Origin of the sequence: Actinosynnema sp. NPDC050801, from assembly GCF_040673975.1 — a bacterium.
Lineage (GTDB): Bacteria > Actinomycetota > Actinomycetes > Mycobacteriales > Pseudonocardiaceae > Actinosynnema.
On sequence record NZ_JBFAQZ010000001.1, the window covers coordinates 759,820 to 776,784 of the forward strand.

The 16,965-nt window shown below is 71.4% G+C and carries 18 protein-coding genes; 11 read left to right on the forward strand and 7 right to left on the reverse strand.

Annotated features, from left to right (window positions below):
• Positions 1–52: 52 nt before the first annotated feature.
• Together AB0K14_RS03800 and AB0K14_RS03805 are read left to right on the forward strand one after the other, a co-directional pair.
• A complete protein-coding gene (locus tag AB0K14_RS03800) occupies positions 53–517 on the forward strand; it encodes a hypothetical protein (protein ID WP_360462360.1) in 465 nt (154 codons plus the stop codon).
• A 165-nt stretch (positions 518–682) separates the two neighbouring features.
• The gene (locus AB0K14_RS03805) at positions 683–1,648 is read left to right on the forward strand and encodes a hypothetical protein (RefSeq protein ID WP_360462357.1); all 966 of its coding nucleotides are present in this window, start codon (positions 683–685) and stop codon (positions 1,646–1,648) included.
• An 87-nt stretch (positions 1,649–1,735) separates the two neighbouring features.
• On the opposite strand, the gene AB0K14_RS03810 is transcribed toward AB0K14_RS03805, so the two are convergent.
• Complete coding sequence (locus tag AB0K14_RS03810; protein ID WP_360462354.1) at positions 1,736–2,602, reverse strand: ABC transporter substrate-binding protein; 867 nt, start codon at positions 2,600–2,602, stop codon at positions 1,736–1,738.
• Between the two features lie 556 nt (positions 2,603–3,158).
• Here AB0K14_RS03810 and AB0K14_RS03815 point away from each other — a divergent pair.
• Genes AB0K14_RS03815 through AB0K14_RS03830 form a run of 4 tightly spaced genes read left to right on the forward strand, consistent with a single transcriptional unit; the run spans position 3,159 to position 8,312 of the window.
• A complete protein-coding gene (locus AB0K14_RS03815; RefSeq protein ID WP_360462351.1) occupies positions 3,159–6,521 on the forward strand; it encodes a nitrate- and nitrite sensing domain-containing protein in 3,363 nt (1,120 codons plus the stop codon).
• Entirely contained in the window at positions 6,518–6,937 is a 420-nt protein-coding gene (locus AB0K14_RS03820; protein ID WP_033442969.1) for a roadblock/LC7 domain-containing protein, read from the forward strand. Before AB0K14_RS03815 ends, AB0K14_RS03820 begins: the two co-directional genes overlap by 4 nt.
• Before the next feature lie 30 nt (positions 6,938–6,967).
• A complete protein-coding gene (locus tag AB0K14_RS03825) occupies positions 6,968–7,726 on the forward strand; it encodes a DUF742 domain-containing protein (RefSeq protein WP_360462348.1) in 759 nt (252 codons plus the stop codon).
• Positions 7,707–8,312, forward strand: coding sequence for an ATP/GTP-binding protein (locus tag AB0K14_RS03830; RefSeq protein WP_106617122.1), 606 nt, complete (start codon positions 7,707–7,709; stop codon positions 8,310–8,312). The genes AB0K14_RS03825 and AB0K14_RS03830 overlap by 20 nt, the downstream gene beginning before the upstream one ends.
• Positions 8,313–8,408: 96 nt before the next feature.
• On the opposite strand, the gene AB0K14_RS03835 is transcribed toward AB0K14_RS03830, so the two are convergent.
• The 4 genes from AB0K14_RS03835 to AB0K14_RS03850 form a co-directional block, all read right to left on the reverse strand.
• Positions 8,409–8,783 carry an XRE family transcriptional regulator gene (locus tag AB0K14_RS03835; protein ID WP_360462344.1) on the reverse strand — a complete coding sequence of 125 codons (375 nt, stop codon included), beginning with the start codon at positions 8,781–8,783 and terminating at the stop codon, positions 8,409–8,411.
• 3 nt (positions 8,784–8,786) lie between these two features.
• Positions 8,787–9,200: a type II toxin-antitoxin system RelE/ParE family toxin gene (locus tag AB0K14_RS03840; RefSeq protein ID WP_360462342.1), complete on the reverse strand. Its 414-nt coding sequence runs from the start codon at positions 9,198–9,200 to the stop codon at positions 8,787–8,789.
• A 164-nt stretch (positions 9,201–9,364) separates the two neighbouring features.
• On the reverse strand, positions 9,365–11,626 hold the full coding sequence (locus tag AB0K14_RS03845; RefSeq protein ID WP_360462339.1) for a helicase-associated domain-containing protein: 2,262 nt from the start codon (positions 11,624–11,626) through the stop codon (positions 9,365–9,367).
• Positions 11,627–11,690: 64 nt separating this feature from the next.
• A complete protein-coding gene (locus AB0K14_RS03850; RefSeq protein ID WP_360462336.1) occupies positions 11,691–12,284 on the reverse strand; it encodes a 3'-5' exonuclease in 594 nt (197 codons plus the stop codon).
• A gap of 101 nt (positions 12,285–12,385) precedes the next feature.
• Between AB0K14_RS03850 and AB0K14_RS03855 the strand changes: the two genes are divergently transcribed.
• From AB0K14_RS03855 to AB0K14_RS03875, 5 genes are all read left to right on the forward strand, one after another.
• Complete coding sequence (locus AB0K14_RS03855) at positions 12,386–12,571, forward strand: hypothetical protein (RefSeq protein WP_360462333.1); 186 nt, start codon at positions 12,386–12,388, stop codon at positions 12,569–12,571.
• Positions 12,572–12,666: 95 nt separating this feature from the next.
• Complete coding sequence (locus AB0K14_RS03860; protein WP_360462330.1) at positions 12,667–14,055, forward strand: NAD-dependent malic enzyme; 1,389 nt, start codon at positions 12,667–12,669, stop codon at positions 14,053–14,055.
• A 25-nt stretch (positions 14,056–14,080) separates the two neighbouring features.
• Complete coding sequence (gene moaC, locus AB0K14_RS03865; RefSeq protein WP_360462327.1) at positions 14,081–14,554, forward strand: cyclic pyranopterin monophosphate synthase MoaC; 474 nt, start codon at positions 14,081–14,083, stop codon at positions 14,552–14,554.
• On the forward strand, positions 14,551–15,036 hold the full coding sequence (locus AB0K14_RS03870) for a MogA/MoaB family molybdenum cofactor biosynthesis protein (RefSeq protein ID WP_360462325.1): 486 nt from the start codon (positions 14,551–14,553) through the stop codon (positions 15,034–15,036). Before moaC ends, AB0K14_RS03870 begins: the two co-directional genes overlap by 4 nt.
• Positions 15,033–15,458, forward strand: a complete 426-nt coding sequence (locus AB0K14_RS03875) for a molybdenum cofactor biosynthesis protein MoaE (protein ID WP_360462323.1) — start codon at positions 15,033–15,035, stop codon at positions 15,456–15,458. Before AB0K14_RS03870 ends, AB0K14_RS03875 begins: the two co-directional genes overlap by 4 nt.
• 210 nt (positions 15,459–15,668) lie before the next feature.
• On the opposite strand, the gene AB0K14_RS03880 is transcribed toward AB0K14_RS03875, so the two are convergent.
• Both AB0K14_RS03880 and AB0K14_RS03885 read right to left on the reverse strand, forming a co-directional pair.
• Positions 15,669–16,328 carry a transglycosylase family protein gene (locus tag AB0K14_RS03880; RefSeq protein ID WP_360462320.1) on the reverse strand — a complete coding sequence of 220 codons (660 nt, stop codon included), beginning with the start codon at positions 16,326–16,328 and terminating at the stop codon, positions 15,669–15,671.
• A 381-nt stretch (positions 16,329–16,709) separates the two neighbouring features.
• Positions 16,710–16,964 carry a MoaD/ThiS family protein gene (locus AB0K14_RS03885; protein ID WP_360462318.1) on the reverse strand — a complete coding sequence of 85 codons (255 nt, stop codon included), beginning with the start codon at positions 16,962–16,964 and terminating at the stop codon, positions 16,710–16,712.
• Position 16,965 lies beyond the last annotated feature (1 nt).

The window sequence follows — 16,965 nt, forward strand, 5'->3', positions numbered from 1 at the left end:
GTGCGGGTGAACCCGCTCAACCCGGCGCGCGGCCGTGCCGATGCCCTGATCCATGCGGAAGATCGGGTTGGGCGTCGGTGCGGTCGCGGTCGTGGTGGCCGGCGCGTTCGCGTTCACGCTGATCGGCGGCGGTCCCACCAGCCCCGAGCCAGGTGTCTGCGCGCACATCGAACGGGTCGACGAGGGTGCCCGGTACCGGGCGTTGGACTGCGGCTCCGAGCACGCCAACGTGCGGGTCGCCAAGGTGGTCGAGGACGGTTCGCAGTGCCCCAAGGGCGGCGCGCCGTACACCATCTTCACCCGCTCGGCCACGCTGTGCCTGATCCCCAACTTCGTCGAGGGCGCCTGCTACCAGGGCGACCGCACGGCGGGGATGCGCCGGGTCGACTGCACCACCGCCCAGGCGGTCCGCGTCGCCAGCGCCGCTCGTGAACCCGCCGAGTGCGCGAACGGCCGCAAGGTGACCTATCCCGAGCCCGCGGTCACGTTCTGCTTGGTCCCCGCCGACATGCGCTGACACCGCCGCGTCCCGGGCACTGTCGCGTTGCCCACACCCCCGCGCCCCGACACCTCCGCGCAGCCCCGGCACCTCCGCGCCGTGGAATCGCCGCGCCCCGAAATCGCTGCGCACGCCCGACGCCCGGGGGTAGGTTCCGCTCGCCGAAGTCGAGAGGAACGCCAGGTGACCACGCCCCCCAACCAGCCGCCGCAAGACCCTCCGCCGCCCCAGCAGCCGGGCTGGGGGCCGCCGTCGTCGCCGCAGGGGTTCCCGGCCCCGCCACCCGGCCAGCCCCACCCGCAGCAGCAGCCCTACCCGCAGCCCGGCTACCCCCAGCAGCCCTACCCCCAGCAGCCCGGTCAGCAGCAGCCCGGCTACCAGCAGCCCGGCGCCGTGCCGCAGGACCCCGGCTACCAGCCGATGCCCGGCCACCAGGGCCAACCGCCCCAGTACGCGCAGCCCCAGTACCAGCAGCCTGGCCTCGGTCAGCCCGGTTACCCGCAGCCCGGCTTCCCTCAGCCCGGCCTCGGTCAGCCCGGTTACCCGCAGCCCGGCTTCCAGCAGCCGGGTTTCCAGCAGCCCGGATACCCCACCGGCCAGCCCGGGTACCCGCAGCAGTTCCCACCGCCGCCGGCCAAGGGCACGTCCCGCGGCGCGAAAGCGCTGGTCGCGGTGGTCGCGCTGGGCATCGTGGGCGTCGTCATCGCGGGCATCATCGCCAACGCCACCGGCCCCTCGGGCGCCGAGGCGGGCGACTGCATCAAGGTCATCTCGGCGAGCGTCGCCGACGCCGACGTGGAGAAGGTCGAGTGCTCGTCGCCGGAAGCGGCCTTCAAGGTGGCCGCCAACCTCGACAGCAGCACCGACGCCTGCCCGGACGGCGACTACGCCGAGTACTCCGACAGTGGCGGACGGCGCAGTGACGGCTTCAAGCTGTGCCTGATGCTCAACGCCGCCGAAGGCGAGTGCTTCAAGCAGGAGGGCTCGATTGTCGCGGGCAAAACCACCAAGGTGACCTGCGATTCGAGTGCGACCTACAAGGTGGCGAAGGTCATCACGGGTCGTTCGGACGAGAACGGGTGCGAGAGCGGCGACACCGTGTCCGTTTACTCACAGCCCGCTACCACGATCTGCTTGAGCGAGCTCTGATCAAAAAAATAGGGGGCCTTCCGCAATGGGAAGGCCCCCCGAAGTCGAGTGACTTCTCGCTAACGGTGAGTCAGCGCTGACGGTGAGTCAGTTCGTGGTTCCAGGCGGCAACAACCCGCCGACGTCCAACCGCTCGGGAAGCACCTCTTCGGTGTCCATCATGTCCGCGACCCGTTGCAACCGGACCGGGTTGAGCGACAGCGGGAACGTGCCGACCGACACCAGCGCGGCGGTCTGCTGGTCCACGTCCATGTAACCGGTCAGCGCGTTCTGCACGGACAGCTTGTCGTTCGACGCCGCCTCCTGCGCGTCCCGCAGGACCTGCCGGAACAGGGCCAGCGTGCGCGGGTTGCCGTCGGCGAACTTCTTGCTCGACGCGTACCCGGACATGGGGAAGTCCTTGGTCGGGCCGACCGCGGTGTCGGTGAGGATGCGGGCGCCGGTGCCGCTCTGCGCCTGGGTGATGTACGGCTCGGTCATCCACGCCGCGTCGACCTGCTTGGCCTGCATCGCGGTCACCATCTGCTCGAACGGCATCTCGACCGGCCGGATCAGCTGCTTCTCCACGCCGGCGGTCTTGAGCACGGCCTTCGTGGTCAGCGCGCCGACGTCGCCGGTGGAGGGCACGGCGATGCGCGGGTTCTTGATCTTGCCGGGGCTGTCGTAGTTCTGGTCGAGCGTGACCAACGCCATCGTGTTCGCGCCCGCCTGGTACGCCTCGCCCTGCAGCTGGAGCTGCGTGCCCTCGGCGTAGCTGCGGAACAGCGTGACGTGCGTCGCCCAGGTCAGGTCCAGCGTGGTGTCGAGCTGCTTGACGCCCTCGGTCTCGTTGTTCAGCGGGACGAGCTGCACCTGCAGGCCCGCCTTCTCGAACAGCTTGTTGTTGAACGCGAGGCGGAGCGGTGCCACGTCCACGACGGGCAGCACACCGATGCGCAGTGTGTTGCGTTCCACTTGAGGGCGGGTGTTCCCGTCCGTTCCGGGGATCAGTCCGCACGCCGTCAAGGTCGCGGCGCACGCGAACAACGCTGCCGCACGTCGCAGAACACGCGCTGGGGTAGGCATGGCACCTCTCGCCGGGATGACCTCGAGAGCGGGGTCTTTTTGATCAACGAATTTTTCGACGCAGTTGTCGATGCGGGGGATGGTAACCACCCAGAGGTATGAAACGACAGCCCTGCTCCGATACGGTGAGTGCTTCCGGAGTCTTCCCCGGGGCTGGTGTCGAGCACTACGCTCCCCGCCTGGTGGCACAGGTCGTCGCAGACCGTCGTGTCCCTGCGCGGGGTGGGGTGACTAGCCGGCACCACTGCTCCTGTGCTGCAATTCGGCCCGATTTCGTGTCCATGCTTCGGTCCGCGGGGGAGAGGCCGGGGAACACTGCTGCCGGAAGAGGAAGCCCAGGGTGGCCCGTCGAGAGAGAGGTCCCAGCCAGTCAGGCGTGGGGATTCCACCGCGCTCCGAAAGGCCCGGAACGGGTGACGGATTGGCTGCGCTGAGTGATGGAACTGTGACCGAGTCAACGGGGCCGACCAAGGCCGGATCGACCGCGACCGGACGGGTCCAGCAGACCCGCACGGCCGGCTGGCGGCTGCGCAACTGGCGGCTGCCCACCAAGCTGACCGCCGTCCTGCTGATCCCCACCATCGCCGCGGTCGCCCTCGGCGGCCTGCGGGTCAACTCGGACCTGGCCGAAGCGGCCGACCTCAACCGCCTGGCGAACCAGATCCAGCTGGAGTCGGCGGTCGCCGACCTGGTGCAGCAGTTGCAGCGCGAGCGCGACCTGAGCGCGAGCCACGTGGCGTCCGGCAAGCAGCTCGACCGCGTGGTGCTGGACCGCCAGCTGCGCCGCGTCGAGGACACCGTGCAGGCGCTCAACGCCAAGATCGCCGACCTCAGCGCCGACCTGGACGACGAGGTGGTCACCCGGTTCCGCCGGGCGTCCAGCCAGCTCGACCGGCTCAACAGCCTGCGCAACGCGGTCCGCGAGACGCAGTACCCGTCCGACGCGGTGATGCGCACCTACTCCGAGTCGGTGGAGAGCCTCCTCGACCTCGGTGAGCAGGCCATCGCCGGCATCAACGAGCCCGAGCTGGTGCGGCTGCACCTGGCCACCAACGCGATCGCCCGCATCAAGGAGCAGGAGTCGCGCAAGCGCGGCATCATGCTCGACGTCTTCCAGGGCGGCGGCTTCGGACCGGGCCAGGAGCGCCAGCTGCTGGCCGCGAACGCCGAGCTGGACGCGGCCCGCAACGACTTCCGCAAGTCCGCGACCGCCGACCAGTCCAAGATCTACGACGACACCGTCACCGGCCTGATCGTCGACACCGCGAACGACATGCAGGAGACGGCGCTGAACCTGGCCGCGGCCGGTGCGCCGCTGACCTCGTTGCGCCCGGAGAAGTGGGACATCGCGTCCACGCTGACGGTGAACCTCACCCGTGACGTGGAGAACCTGCTGCTGGAGCAGCTGCAGAACCGGACCGACGAGCTGACCGGCGTGGCCCGTGCCGCCGCGTTCCGCGACTCCGGCATCGTGCTGGGCGCGTTGCTGCTGGCCATGCTGATGGCGCTGTTCGTGGCCCGCTCGATCCTCAACCCGCTGCGCACGCTGCGCCGCGCCGCCCTGGAGGTCGCCGACCGCGGCCTGCCCGAGGCGGTCAACCGGATCCTCGCCGACCCGAACCCGCAGGAAGCGGCCAAGACCGCCATCGCGCCGGTGCCGATCACCACGCGTGAAGAGGTCGGCCAGGTGGCGCGGGCGTTCGACGCGGTGCACGGCGAGGCCGTGCGGCTGGCCGCCGAGCAGGCGCTGCTGCGCGACAACGTCAACTCGATGTTCGTCAACCTGTCCCGCCGCTCGCAGGCCCTGGTCGAGCGCCAGCTGAACCTGATCGACCGGCTGGAGCAGGACGAGCAGGACCCCGACCAGCTGGCCAGCCTGTTCGAGCTCGACCACCTCGCCACCCGGATGCGGCGCAACAGCGAGAACCTGCTGGTGCTGTCCGGCACGGACCTGTCCCGGCGGCTGACCCGCCCGGTCCCGGCCGCCGAGGTGCTCGGCGCCGCGGTGTCCGAGGTCGAGCAGTACGCCCGCGTGCAGGTCGGCCAGACCCCGGAGCTCACCGTCCAGGGCCGCGCGGTCAACGACCTCGTGCACCTGATCGCGGAGCTGCTGGACAACGCGACCGCGTTCTCGGACCCGGTGACCAAGGTCACCGTGCGCACCGCCCGCACCCGCAAGGGCGAGCTGGCGATCGAGATCCAGGACCGCGGCGTCGGCATGGGCGAGCAGGAGATCAACGACGCCAACCAGCGGTTGGCCGACCCGCCGGACGTGGACGTCGCGGTGTCCCGCCGGATGGGCCTGTACGTGGTCGCGCGGCTGGCCAAGCGGCACGACATCAAGGTGCGGCTGCGGTCGAACGAGGACATCGAGGGCGGCACCACCGCGCTCGTGCTGGTGCCCGACACGCTGGTCGCCTCGCCCGGCTCGATGGGGTCCCCGACGGGCGGCGAGCCCGCCACCGCGTTCGGTGACTCCGGGTTCGGCGACTCGGGCTTCGGTGACTCCGGGTTCGGCGACTCCGGCTTCGGTGACTCGGGCTTCGGGACGACGGCGCAGCGGGCGTCCGGCATCGCCGGCGCGTTCGGCACCGGCACCATGTCCCGCCTGGAAGAGGACACCGGCTTCCCGAGCATGCCCCGCATCGAGGACGAGCCGGCGTTCCCGGTGAGCTTCGTGCAGGGCCAGGGCGAGCAGGACCCGGCCAGGGTGCCCGCGTTCGGCGAGACGCCGACGTTCGGGCAGCCGCCCGCGGAGACGCCCGCCGAGGTGTCGCAGCCGTGGATGCGGGCCGAGGACGAGCGCGACGTCGAGCGCGAGCCGGAGGGCTCGTTCGGCGAGCCGACCCTGTTCACCGCCTACGAGGACCGCCCCGAGCACGACAACGACCACGAGCACGGCTTCGAGACGACCCAGTTCGCGCCCGCGCTCGACAACGGCTTCGTCGTCGACCCGGAGCCGGAGCCCGCGCACCGCAACGGCTCGGTCACGCACACCGCGTCCGCGGCCAGGGAGGTCGATCGCGACTTGGACGCCCCGACCGAGCGGCTGCCGATCTACGAGGCGGTCCTCTCGCAGTGGTTCCAGGCCGTGGGCAGCGAGACGTCGGCGGCGACCGCCCAGGCGGTGCCGCCCGCGCCGGAGCCCGTCGCGTCCGCGCCGGCGGAGTCCGTGCCGGTGGAGCGCGGGTTGCCGACCCGCAGGCCGCGCCCGATCCCGCCGATCGCGCCCACCACGTCCGACGACCCGCTGCCGCAGCGCGGGCTGCTCGACTCGGGCCCGAACGCCCTGCCCAAGCGCGAGCCTGAGGGTGTTTCGCTGCCCCAGCGGGGCGAGGCGACGTCCACGCGCGCCGAGGGCACTAGTCTGACCGAGGGCGGGCTGCCCAAGCGGCAGCCCGGTTCGCCCAACAACCTGCCCAAGCGCGCCGCGGAGGTGCCCCGCGTGACCGAGCCCGAACCGGTCGCCGAACCCGAGCAGGCCGAGCCCGCCGAGTCGGTGTGGGAGTCACCCGCCGACGCCGGGTGGCAGGCGGCACAGGCCTTGCTCAGCAAGGAACCAGAGACCACGACACAGGCGGGGTTGCCCAAGCGGGTGCCCAAGGCTCAGCTTGTGCCGGGATCCGCCGCACCGAAGCCGACGGCGACGGAGCGGCAACCGCAGCGGCCCCCGCTGCCACCACGATCGGCTGACGCGATCCGTGGACGCATGTCGAGTCTTCAGCAGGGCGTCCGTCGAGGGCGACACGCTTTGATCGACGCTTACGCTGGTGACATGTCGAGCCGGCAAGACGAGGAGCAGGAGTGACGACCGCAGCTCAGCCAGGCAGCTTTGGTTGGCTTATCACCGACTTCGTGCGCCGGGTTCCCGGTGTGGCACATTCCGTGGTCGTGTCGGCGGACGGGCTGCTGCTCGCCGGCTCCCAGGGCCTGCCCCGCGACCGCGCCGAACAGCTTTCCGCAGTGGCATCCGGGCTCGTCAGCCTCACGGCGGGCGCGGCGCGGTGCTTCGAGGCGGGCACGGTCAACCAGACCGTGGTCGAGATGGAGCGGGGATACCTGTTCCTGATGTCGATCAGCGACGGGTCGTGCCTCGCGGTGCTCGCGGCCCCGAACTGCGACATCGGCCTCGTCGCGTACGAGATGACGCTCCTGGTCGAGCGCGTGGGCCAGCAGCTCACCCCGGAGCTGCGCGCGCAGCTCCAGGGCGTGGTTCGGCGGTAGATCCTCATGAGATCGTGGGGGTGAAGGTAAATGGCTGAACGATCTGGCGCCGGCGGTCGACGCTTCGGTAGGAACTTCAACTACCAGGAGTGGGCGGTCGGGGGCTTCCAATTCGCTGAGCCGGATGCCGACCCCGCACAGGACGAGGAAGCCGAGGACGCACCCAACTCGTGGCCGGGCCGCCGGGCGGAACAGGCGCCGGGACCGCGGGTCGAAGGCACAGGGCAGGGGCAAGGCGATATGTCTCAGCGTGAGGTTGACGACTCGTCGTACGACTACGACGACGTTCCCAACCGGTTCGACATCGACGGGTACGGCAGCGGCCTGTTCGGAGGTCCGGGCGCCGATCTCTTCGGTAGCCACGGGCTGCCCGACAGCGTGCCGGAGCAGGTGCCCTACACGACCGGCCCGCAGCCGGTCGTGCGGCGCGAGGAGAACCCCGCGGCCGAGTCGGGTTCACTGGTCCGCCCGTACACCCGGACCGGCGGACGTACTCGACCCGACTACGACCTCGCGATCGAGGCACTGATCTCCACCAGCGAGAAGGGCATGGACCGCGACGCGGCGGTGCTCCCCGAGCACCGTTCGATCTGCGGGTTGTGCACCGACACCAGGTCGGTGGCCGAAGTCGCCGCTCACCTCCGACTCCCGCTGGGCGTGGCCCGGGTGTTGATCGGCGACATGGCGAGCATGGGTTTGGTTTTGATTCACCAGGGTGGCTTGGTCGTGGGGGACCGGCCGTCCATTGATTTCCTTGAGAGGGTGCTCAGTGGGCTTCGCAGGCTCTAGCCCCAACGCGGCCGAAGGCGCCAAGAAGCCGACGACCTCCGCGAAGATCGTGGTGGCCGGTGGCTTCGGCGTGGGCAAGACGACGTTCGTCGGTTCCGTGTCGGAGATCGTTCCGCTGACCACCGAAGCGGTCATGACCGAGGCGAGCGCCGGGGTCGACGACCTCTCGGCGACGCCGAACAAGGTCACCACGACGGTGGCCATGGACTTCGGCCGGGTGTCGCTGGACCAGGACCTGATCCTGTACCTGTTCGGCACCCCGGGTCAGCACAGGTTCTGGTTCATGTGGGACGACCTGGTGCGCGGCGCCATCGGCGCGATCGTGCTGGTCGACACCCGGCGGTTGGCGGACGCGTTCGCCTCGATCGACTTCTTCGACGACCGGCAGCTGCCGTACGTGGTCGGGGTCAACTGCTTCGACGGCCTGCTGCACCACCGCATCGAGGACGTTCGCGAGGCGCTCACGATCGACCAGTCCGTGCCGATAGTGACTTGCGACGCGCGCAACCGGCAGTCGACCAAGCAGACGCTCATCACGCTGGTCGAGCACGCCATGCGCCAATGGATGTCGGTCCGCGCGGGCTGATCGACCTCCCGGTCGACCGGTACGTGCGCTGACGCGACGGCTTTCGCGCCGAAGGGCGGTCTCCTCGTAGGAGGCCGCCCTTCGGCGTGCGGTCGATCAAGCCGTGGCCGTGCTCCGGTCGTCACTGCGGTCGACCTCGTTGGTCGACACCGTCACGTCGTGGTCGTCGAAATCGGCCACCACCCGCAGGTGCCCGCCCAGTGCGGCGACGTACCGGTGCAGCGTCTCGACCACCAACTGGTCGACCTCGCCACGTTCCAACTGGCTCACCCGCGGCTGGCTGATGCCCATCCGTGCGGCGACCTGGCTCTGTGAGAGCCCTCGCTGCTCACGAAGTCGGGCCAGGCGAAACCCGAGGATGAAGGCCTGCGTGCGGGTGCGCGCGTCTTCCCGGGCCTGTGCCACGTCGCGGCCTGCTTCGACGTCATGGCGAGCCTTGTCCGCCTTGACGTCCTTCCACGAACGAGTCATCGGTCAGTCCCTCCTCGTGTGCATGCCCAGCCCGGCGAGGTGCTCGTCGAACCGTCGGTCGGCCACCGGGACGTTGCGCTCGTACCAGCCCTGCCAGTCGCCCGACTTGTCTCCTGCGACCAGGAGGATCGCCTGCCTCTGCGGATCGAATGCGAAAAGGATCCGCACCTCGCTCGACCCAGCCGATGCGGGCCTGAGTTCTTTCATGTGGTGGTGGCGTGAACCCCGGATCCGGTCGACCAGCGGCCGACCCAGTCGAGGCCCTTCCCGGGCGAGGTAGTCGATCGCTTCCTCCACCAAGTCGGCGCTCTGCGGATCCTCCCTGCACAGTTGCGAGAACCACACGTCGACGTCTGTGTTGCGTGATCGTGTCGGGCGCGGGTGGATATCGGATGTTGCCGACGGCTTTCGCGCCAAAGGCGGTCTCCTCGTAGGAGGCCGCCTTCGGCGTGCCCGAGCGGGCGGGGTTGACCCGGCCGTTCGACGCCCGCGTGTGGTGCGGTGCGGCGGTGGGGCGCCGCGCCTTGACCGTAAGGCGTGACAGGGGCACCGATCAGGTGATCAACGGTGCGGACGGGTGGTCACTCGCCGTCGCCTTCGACCAGGGCGGCGGAGGTGATGCGGTGCAGGGGGAAGCGGCGGACCTCGCCGTAGCTGACGTCGACGCCCTCCAGCACGCCGCCGCCCACGACCTGGGGCGTGATCACGCGGCGGGCGGCGGTGCCGTGGCCGTCCACGAAGTCGACCAGGACGCTGCGGCCCTCCCGCGCGGCCCGTTGCAGCAGCGCCAGCGTCGCCGACGGCCCCGCGCCCAGGTGACCCGGCACGGACACCCGCGCACCACCGGTGGTCGTCGCCGCCCGGTCGCCCGCCCGGACCAGCCGCACCAGCTCGCCCAGCTGCTCGTCCGACGGCGTGCTCGACTGCGCCGGCCTGCGCCGCCCCTTGCCCGCGATCCGCCGGCCACCGGCACGCAGGTCGAGCACGTGGCCGTCCGGCCCCTCGGCGGCGGGCGCGAACCCGGCCGCGCGCAGCCCGTCCAGCACCTCCGCCAGCGGCAGCGGGCTGACCAGCACGGTCGGCGCGATCTTGCGCAGACCCAGCCGCTCCGCCGCCGCGTGCACCATCACCTCGGTGATCAGCACCGGGTCGTCGCAGCGCAGGAACGACCCGGCCGCACCACCGCGCAGCCGGCCGTGCCTGCGCGCCGCGTCGTCGATCAGGTAGGTCAACGACTGGGGCACCGGCGTGCGCGACCGTGCCCTGAACAGCTCGTGCAGGTCGGCGGCACTGCGACCGGCGTCGAACGCGCGCCGCACCGAGCCCTCGCGCACCCGGTAGACCGTGGCGCTGCCCGCCGACTCGACGTCGGCCACCAGCGCGATCTCGTCGGCCAGCTCGGGGTCGAGCCGACCGGGGGCGACGACGGTCAGGTCGGCCTGCACCAGCACGTGGTCGACCGGCGCGGGCAACGCGTCGCCGAGCCGCTTCGCCGCCGCGCCCGGCCCCTCGGTGAGCAGCGTGCGGCCCTGGGCGGTGATCGCGTTGTGCGCGAGGACGCCGACCTGCGTGCCCTCCACCACGGTCCAGCGCACCAGCTCGTCCCGCAGCCGCCCGCCACGCCGGGGCGCCCGCCACGCCAGCACGGCGGCCAGCTCGTCCGGGTCGGTCACGGCGGTGCCCGGCTCCAGCGCGGCCAGGGCTTCGAGGATGCGCTTGCGGTCACGGGGCGCGCCCGGCCGGTTCAGCTCGGGCGCGAGCGGGTTGAGCAACCGGTCGCCGCGAAGTTGGATTTGGCTGCCGCGCTGCCCGATCAGACCGGGCAACCGGGGCAGGTCCAGCCACGCCTGGGCCAGCGTCGCCCACCGGTGCTCGGGCGCGGCGAGCAGCCACGCGTCGGTCTGCGTGGTCGGCACCCACTCGGGTTCGACGCCCTCGGTGTCGGCGACCAGGCCCGCGTTCACCACCAGCTCCACCAGCAGCGCGGCCCGGCGCTCGTCCACGTCGAGGTCCTTGGCGAGCTTGCGCAGCTCGCGCACGCCGACACCACCCGACCGCAGCACCGCGGGCGGCTCCTCCGACCAGCTCTTGAGCAGCGCTTCCACGTGCCGGGACAGCTCCAGCGCCTCACCGCCGCCGGTGTGGTCGACGTCGGAGGGGTCGCGGCGGAACGTGGTCAGCGGCGGTTCGGCGGTCTGGATCGCGCCGAGCGGCCGGTCACCCCGGACCTTCAGGCCGATCTCGCGGGGCAGCTCGACGGTCTGCGCGTCCCGCCGCACCAGCAGGCCGCGGGCCAGCAGCTGCTGGATCGGCGTCTTGGCGTTGGCCAGCGAGACGACGTGCGCGGCGTCCTTGGTCTGCCCGACCGGCGGGCCCGCGGCGAGGGTCTGCAGGACGCGGTGCTCGTCGGGGCCCAGCTCGGACAGGTCGGCGTCGGCCAGCCGCGGCACCGAGCGGCCCAAACCGCAGGGGAACGGGTTGACGGCGTCCCTGGTGGCGGGCGGGGTGCTGATCGCGTGGTCGCCGCCCCACAGCAGCGCGCGGGCGCGCAGCGCGTCGAGGGACGGGCCGACGTCGGTCGGGCCGAACAGCCGCTGTACGGCGGTCCGGCTGACCGGGGCGAGGTCGGCGTCCAGCACGAGCAGCGCTTCCAGCGCGGTCAACGTCAGCGTGTCGAGGTCTTCGCAGGCCCGCGCCACGGAGGCCCGCGACCCGATGCGGGTCGCGAGCACGGTCGTATCGGCCGGTGGGGGCGTGGCCAGGTCCGGCCGGGCGCGCAGCAGTGCCACGAGCGCGGTGTCGTCCTGCGCCCGCAGCCACTCGGCGAGGGTCGTGCCGGACATCCTCACCACGGTATATGCCGACCCCCGGCACCGGGCTGACCAGCCCCCGAAACCCCCGTCGCCCTCACTCGTGGGCGGAGGTGGTCGGCTCGGCCGGCCAGGCGTCGCGTCGGGCCAGGTGCAGGACCAGCGCGGCGATGTTCCAGGCGTCGTCCTCGCCCCGGTGGTGCCTGCCCTCCAGCGGCAGCCCGGCGACGGCCAGCGCCTGCGCCATGCCCGGCCGCTTGCGCAGGCCGTGCGCGCCCGTGAAGACGAGCTTCGCGTTCCAGTGCCGCCGCCCGAACGGGTAGCGCACGCCGGCCGCCCGGCACTGCCGGGTGAACTGCTTGCGGTCGTAGTCGCCCCAGCTCGCCCACGGCCGCGTGCCCGCCTCGTGCTCGACCGCCAGCAGCCGGCACGCCTCGGCGAAGTCCACCCCGGTGTCCACCTCGGCCTGCGTCAACCCCGTCAGCTCCGTGCAGAACGGGCTGACCGACGACCGCCGCGGCCGGACCAGGACCCGGTGCCTGCCGACCCGCTCGCCCGCGGCCAGGTCGACCGAGGTGAGCCCGATCTCGATGATCTCGCTCACCTGACCGGGCGGCGGGTTGCCCTCCCAGCAGGTCGCCTCGACGTCGACCACGTTCACCAGTTCCACCCGCACGAGGGTAGGGATCACGTCGTGACCTGGCTCTCGGTTTTCGCCGCCGGGCACCCCGAGCCGCCACCAGCGCCGATGAGGCACACTTGTCCCGACGAAGGCACCACCGAGGAGGAACCGTGGCCAAGGCCCGCCCCGAGCGCATCGACCCGCACTGGCCGGAGCCGCCGGCCGACGGCAAGTACGCGGTGTCCGAGCTGGCCAGCGACGTGCAGGGCGCGTTGTCCCCGTTCGGCACGGTCACCTTCCCGCTGCCGGTCGAGGAGCTGGGCTACCACCACCCCGTGACCGAGATCAACCGCTAGGCCGGATGCGCGCGACCGTCGAGTCGCGCGCGTTCCGTATTCCCGCGCGGACTAGGCTCGACCCCCTCTTGAGCTGTGCTGTTCTGGGAGGTTCGATGCCGGTCCCCGGCCCTGGGTACTCGATCACCGTTCGGCTGGAGGCCCCGCCGTCGGCGTCGGCCGCCGGCGACCTGACCTCGGCCGTGGGTCGAGCCGGTGGCGTGATCACCGCGTTCGACGTGGTCGAGTCGCACACCGACCGGGTGATCATCGACCTCACCTGCAACGCGCTGTCGGCCAACCACGCCAAGGACATCACCGACACCCTGGAGTTGCTGCCCGGGATCGTGGTCCGCAAGGTGTCCGACCGGACGTTCCTGGTCCACCTCGGCGGCAAGATCGAGATCGCGTCCAAGGTGCCGCTGCGCAACCGCGACGACCTCTCCCGCGCCTACACCCCCGGCGTCGCCCGGGTCTGCATGGCCATCGCGGAGAACCCGGACGACGCCCGCCGGCTCACCATCAAGCGCAACACGGTCGCCGTGGTCACCGACGGCTCCGCCGTGCTCGGCCTGGGCAACATCGGCCCCGCCGCCGCCCTGCCGGTGATGGAGGGCAAGGCCGCGCTGTTCAAGAAGTTCGCGGGCGTCGACGCCTGGCCGGTCTGCCTGGACACCCAGGACACCGAGGAGATCATCCGCGCGGTCGAGCTGATCGCGCCGGTCTACGGCGGCATCAACCTGGAGGACATCGCCGCGCCGCGCTGCTTCGAGATCGAGGCGCGGCTGCGGGAGAAGCTCGACATCCCGGTGTTCCACGACGACCAGCACGGCACCGCGATCGTCGTGGTCGGCGCGCTGCGCAACGCCCTGCGCGTGGTCGGCAAGAAGATCTCCGACTGCAAGCTCGTGGTGTGCGGCGTGGGCGCGGCGGGCAGCGCGATCATCCGGCTGCTGCTCAAGCAGGAGCCCGGTGACGTGGTCGCGGTCGACGTCGACGGCATCGTGCACCGCGACCGGCCGGGGTTGGACGACAACCTGAGGTCCATCGCGGCGGCCACCAACAAGGAGAACGTCAGCGGCAGGCTGCACGACGCGCTGGTCGGCGCGGACGTCTTCATCGGCGTGTCCGCGCCGAACCTGTTCGGCGCCGAGCAGGTCGCCACGATGAACCCCGACGCGATCGTGTTCGCCCTGGCCAACCCGGACCCGGAGATCGACCCGATGGAGGCGCAGAAGCACGCCGCCGTGGTGGCCACCGGGCGCAGCGACTTCCCGAACCAGATCAACAACGTGCTGGCGTTCCCGGGCGTGTTCCGGGGGCTGCTCGACGCGCACGCCCGCACGATCACCGACTCGATGCTGATCGCCGCCGCCAACGCGATCGCGGACGTGGTGGACGGCGAACGGCTCAACGCGTCGTTCATCGTGCCGAGCGTCTTCGACACCTCGGTCGCGCCCGCCGTCGCGGAAGCCGTGCGCAAGGCGGCCACCGAGAACGCCTGACCCCGGATCCCCCTAGCATCGGTGCATGAGCAACCAGTTCACCCACTTGGACGCCGCCGGTGCGGCGCGGATGGTCGACGTGTCCGAGAAGGAGCCGACCGCGCGCACGGCCGTGGCGTCCGGGGTGTTGCGCACGACGGACGAGGTGGTGGCGCTGCTGGGCAGCGACGGCCTGCCCAAGGGTGACGCGCTGGCCACCGCCAGGATCGCCGGGATCATGGCGGCCAAGCGGACCTGGGAGCTGGTGCCGCTGTGCCACCCGATCTCGCTGTCGGGGGTCAAGGTGGACCTGGCGCTGGGCGAGGCCGAGGTGCGCATCACCGCGACCGTCCGCACCACGGACCGCACGGGCGTGGAGATGGAGGCGTTGACGGCCGTGTCGGTGGCCGGGCTGACGCTGCACGACATGGTGAAGGCGGTCGACCCGGCGGCGACGCTGGACGCGGTGCGGGTCGAGCGCAAGGAAGGCGGCAAGACCGGCCTGTGGGAGCGCCCGTGACGGCGGCACGCAGGACCGCGCGGGTGATCACGGCGTCGAACCGGGCGTCCGCGGGCGTGTACGCCGACCGCGGCGGGCCCGTCGTCGTGCAGTGGCTGCGCGAGCGGTCCTACGACGTGCCCGACCCGGTGGTGGTGCCCGACGGCGAGCCGGTGGCCGAAGCGCTGCGGGCGGCCGTGGCGGACGGCGTCGCGGTCGTCATCACGACCGGCGGCACGGGCATCAGCCCCACCGACCGCACCCCCGAGGCGACCCGGTCGGTGCTCGACTTCGAGGTGCCGGGTGTGGCCGACGCCATCCGCGTGTCAGGCTGGCCACGCGTGCCGACGGCCCTGCTGTCGCGCGGGGTGGTGGGCGTCGCCGGCCGCACGCTCGTGGTGAACCTGCCCGGCTCGACCGGTGGGGTGCGCGACGGGCTGGACGTGCTCGCGACCGTGCTGGAGCACGCCGTCGACCAGGTGTCCGGAGGTGACCACGCATGACCGAGGTCCTGCGCGCGACCGTCAGCGATCAGCCGCTGTCGGTGGACGAGCACGCCAAGCTCGTGGAGCACGCGGCGGCGGGCGCGGTGGTGACGTTCGCCGGGGTGGTGCGCGACCACGACCACGGGCGTTCGGTGCGCGAACTGGAGTACGTCGGGCACCCGACGGCCGTGGCGGTGGTGGCCGAGGTGGTGGCGGACGTGGTGAGCCGGTTCGACGGCGTGCGCGCCGTCGCCGTGTCCCACCGGGTCGGTCCGCTGGCGATCGGTGACGTGGCGCTGGCCTGCGCCGTGTCCGCCGAGCACCGGGGTGAGGCGTTCGCGGTGTGCTCGGAGCTCGTCGACGAGGTGAAGCGGCGGCTGCCGGTGTGGAAGCGGCAGGTCTTCACCGACGGCACCGACGAGTGGGTCAACATGCCGTGAAGCCGGGACGGCTGCGGGTGGCTGGGGAGCCCCCGGACGGCTGCGGGTGGCTGGGGAGCCCGGACGGCTGCGAGGGGAGGCCCGGCCGGCCGTCGGGGACGGGCCCGGACGACCAGACCCCCTGAAACGGGTTGGGGACCTCGGCCCACCGAGGGGGGTGGTCCGAGGTCCCTTCGCCATCGTGAGCCGGCTCGCGCCGGCTCACGGGGGTCACTTGGTGGCGATCTTGTGACCCGGCAGGATCAAGTCGGCGTTCGGGATGAACTGCTTGTTGAGCTCGTGGAGCTTGGCCCAACCACCCTCGACCTTCAGCTCCTCCGCGATCTTCGACAGGCTGTCGCCCGCCTTGACCTCGTAGTCGCCGTTCGGGTTGGAGGACGGCAGCGCCACGGTCACCGGGGCGGGCGCCTGCTGGACCGGCGCGGACTGCTGGACCGGCGCGGTCTGCTTCGGGGCGGCCTGCTGCACGGGGGCCGGCTTGGCCTTCGCGGGCGCGGGGGCGCCGCCGAGGCCCTTGGGGCCGCACACGGGCCAGGCGTTGATGCCCTGGGTCTGCATCACGTTCTCGGCCACGCGGATCTGCTCCTCGCGGGAAGCCTGGTGGGGCATGCCGGAACCACCGTGGGCGGTCCACGTGGACGGCAGGAACTGCAAGCCGCCGTAGTAGCCGTTGCCGGTGTTGATGCTCCAGTTGCCGCCACTCTCACACGCGGCGACCGTGTCCCAGTTGACGCCGGAACCCTGCGCGTTCGCGGTGCCGGCGGCCATGGCCAGCGGAGCGCCCACGATGACGCCGGCGACGGCGACCTTCGCGATGCTCCGGGCGGTGGAACTGGTGGTCGGACGGTGCTTGCCTCGGTAAGAAGCCATTTCCCTCTCTGGCCACCCGCACCTGCACGACCGGCTCGGGTTCGGGCCCGGTACGCCGCTCGGCTTGATCCCTGTCCGGTGGTTGTCTCTCGCTCGGGGGGTGTTCCGGGACACCGTTGGACAGGTTCGGTGCGAGGCGTCCCGGTCTAGCTCTGATTGGTCGGGGCCAACCGAGAAGCGACGGTACGTAACCGGGGGCGTCGCGCCAAATGATCGAGCATGTGATGCACGTCACTGTAACGCGGGAGGGTGACACCCCGAGCGGTGCGTTTAGCCTGTTCAGGGCACCGTTATCGGTCTGTTTCCGTTCCGAGATTCACCGAGATCAATCACCGTGAGTGAGGTCTAGCTCACGTGTTAATCCGCAAGAGTGGAGAAGGATCATCCGCCCGCGAAGGGTGGCAACACGTCCAGTTGTGATCCGGACAACACGGGCGTGTCATGATCACGAACGGCCACACCATCGAGGAGGAAGCTGCACGCGGACAGCACGCGGGCCAACTTCTCACCGTGTCGGTGGCGCACCGCGTCGATCGCGACCTCCACCGTGGCCGCCTCGCCGGACAGCTCGAAGCTCTCGTCGGACACCCCCGCCGCGGCACGCGCGCCCGCGAAGTACCTCACCGTCAGCCGCAAC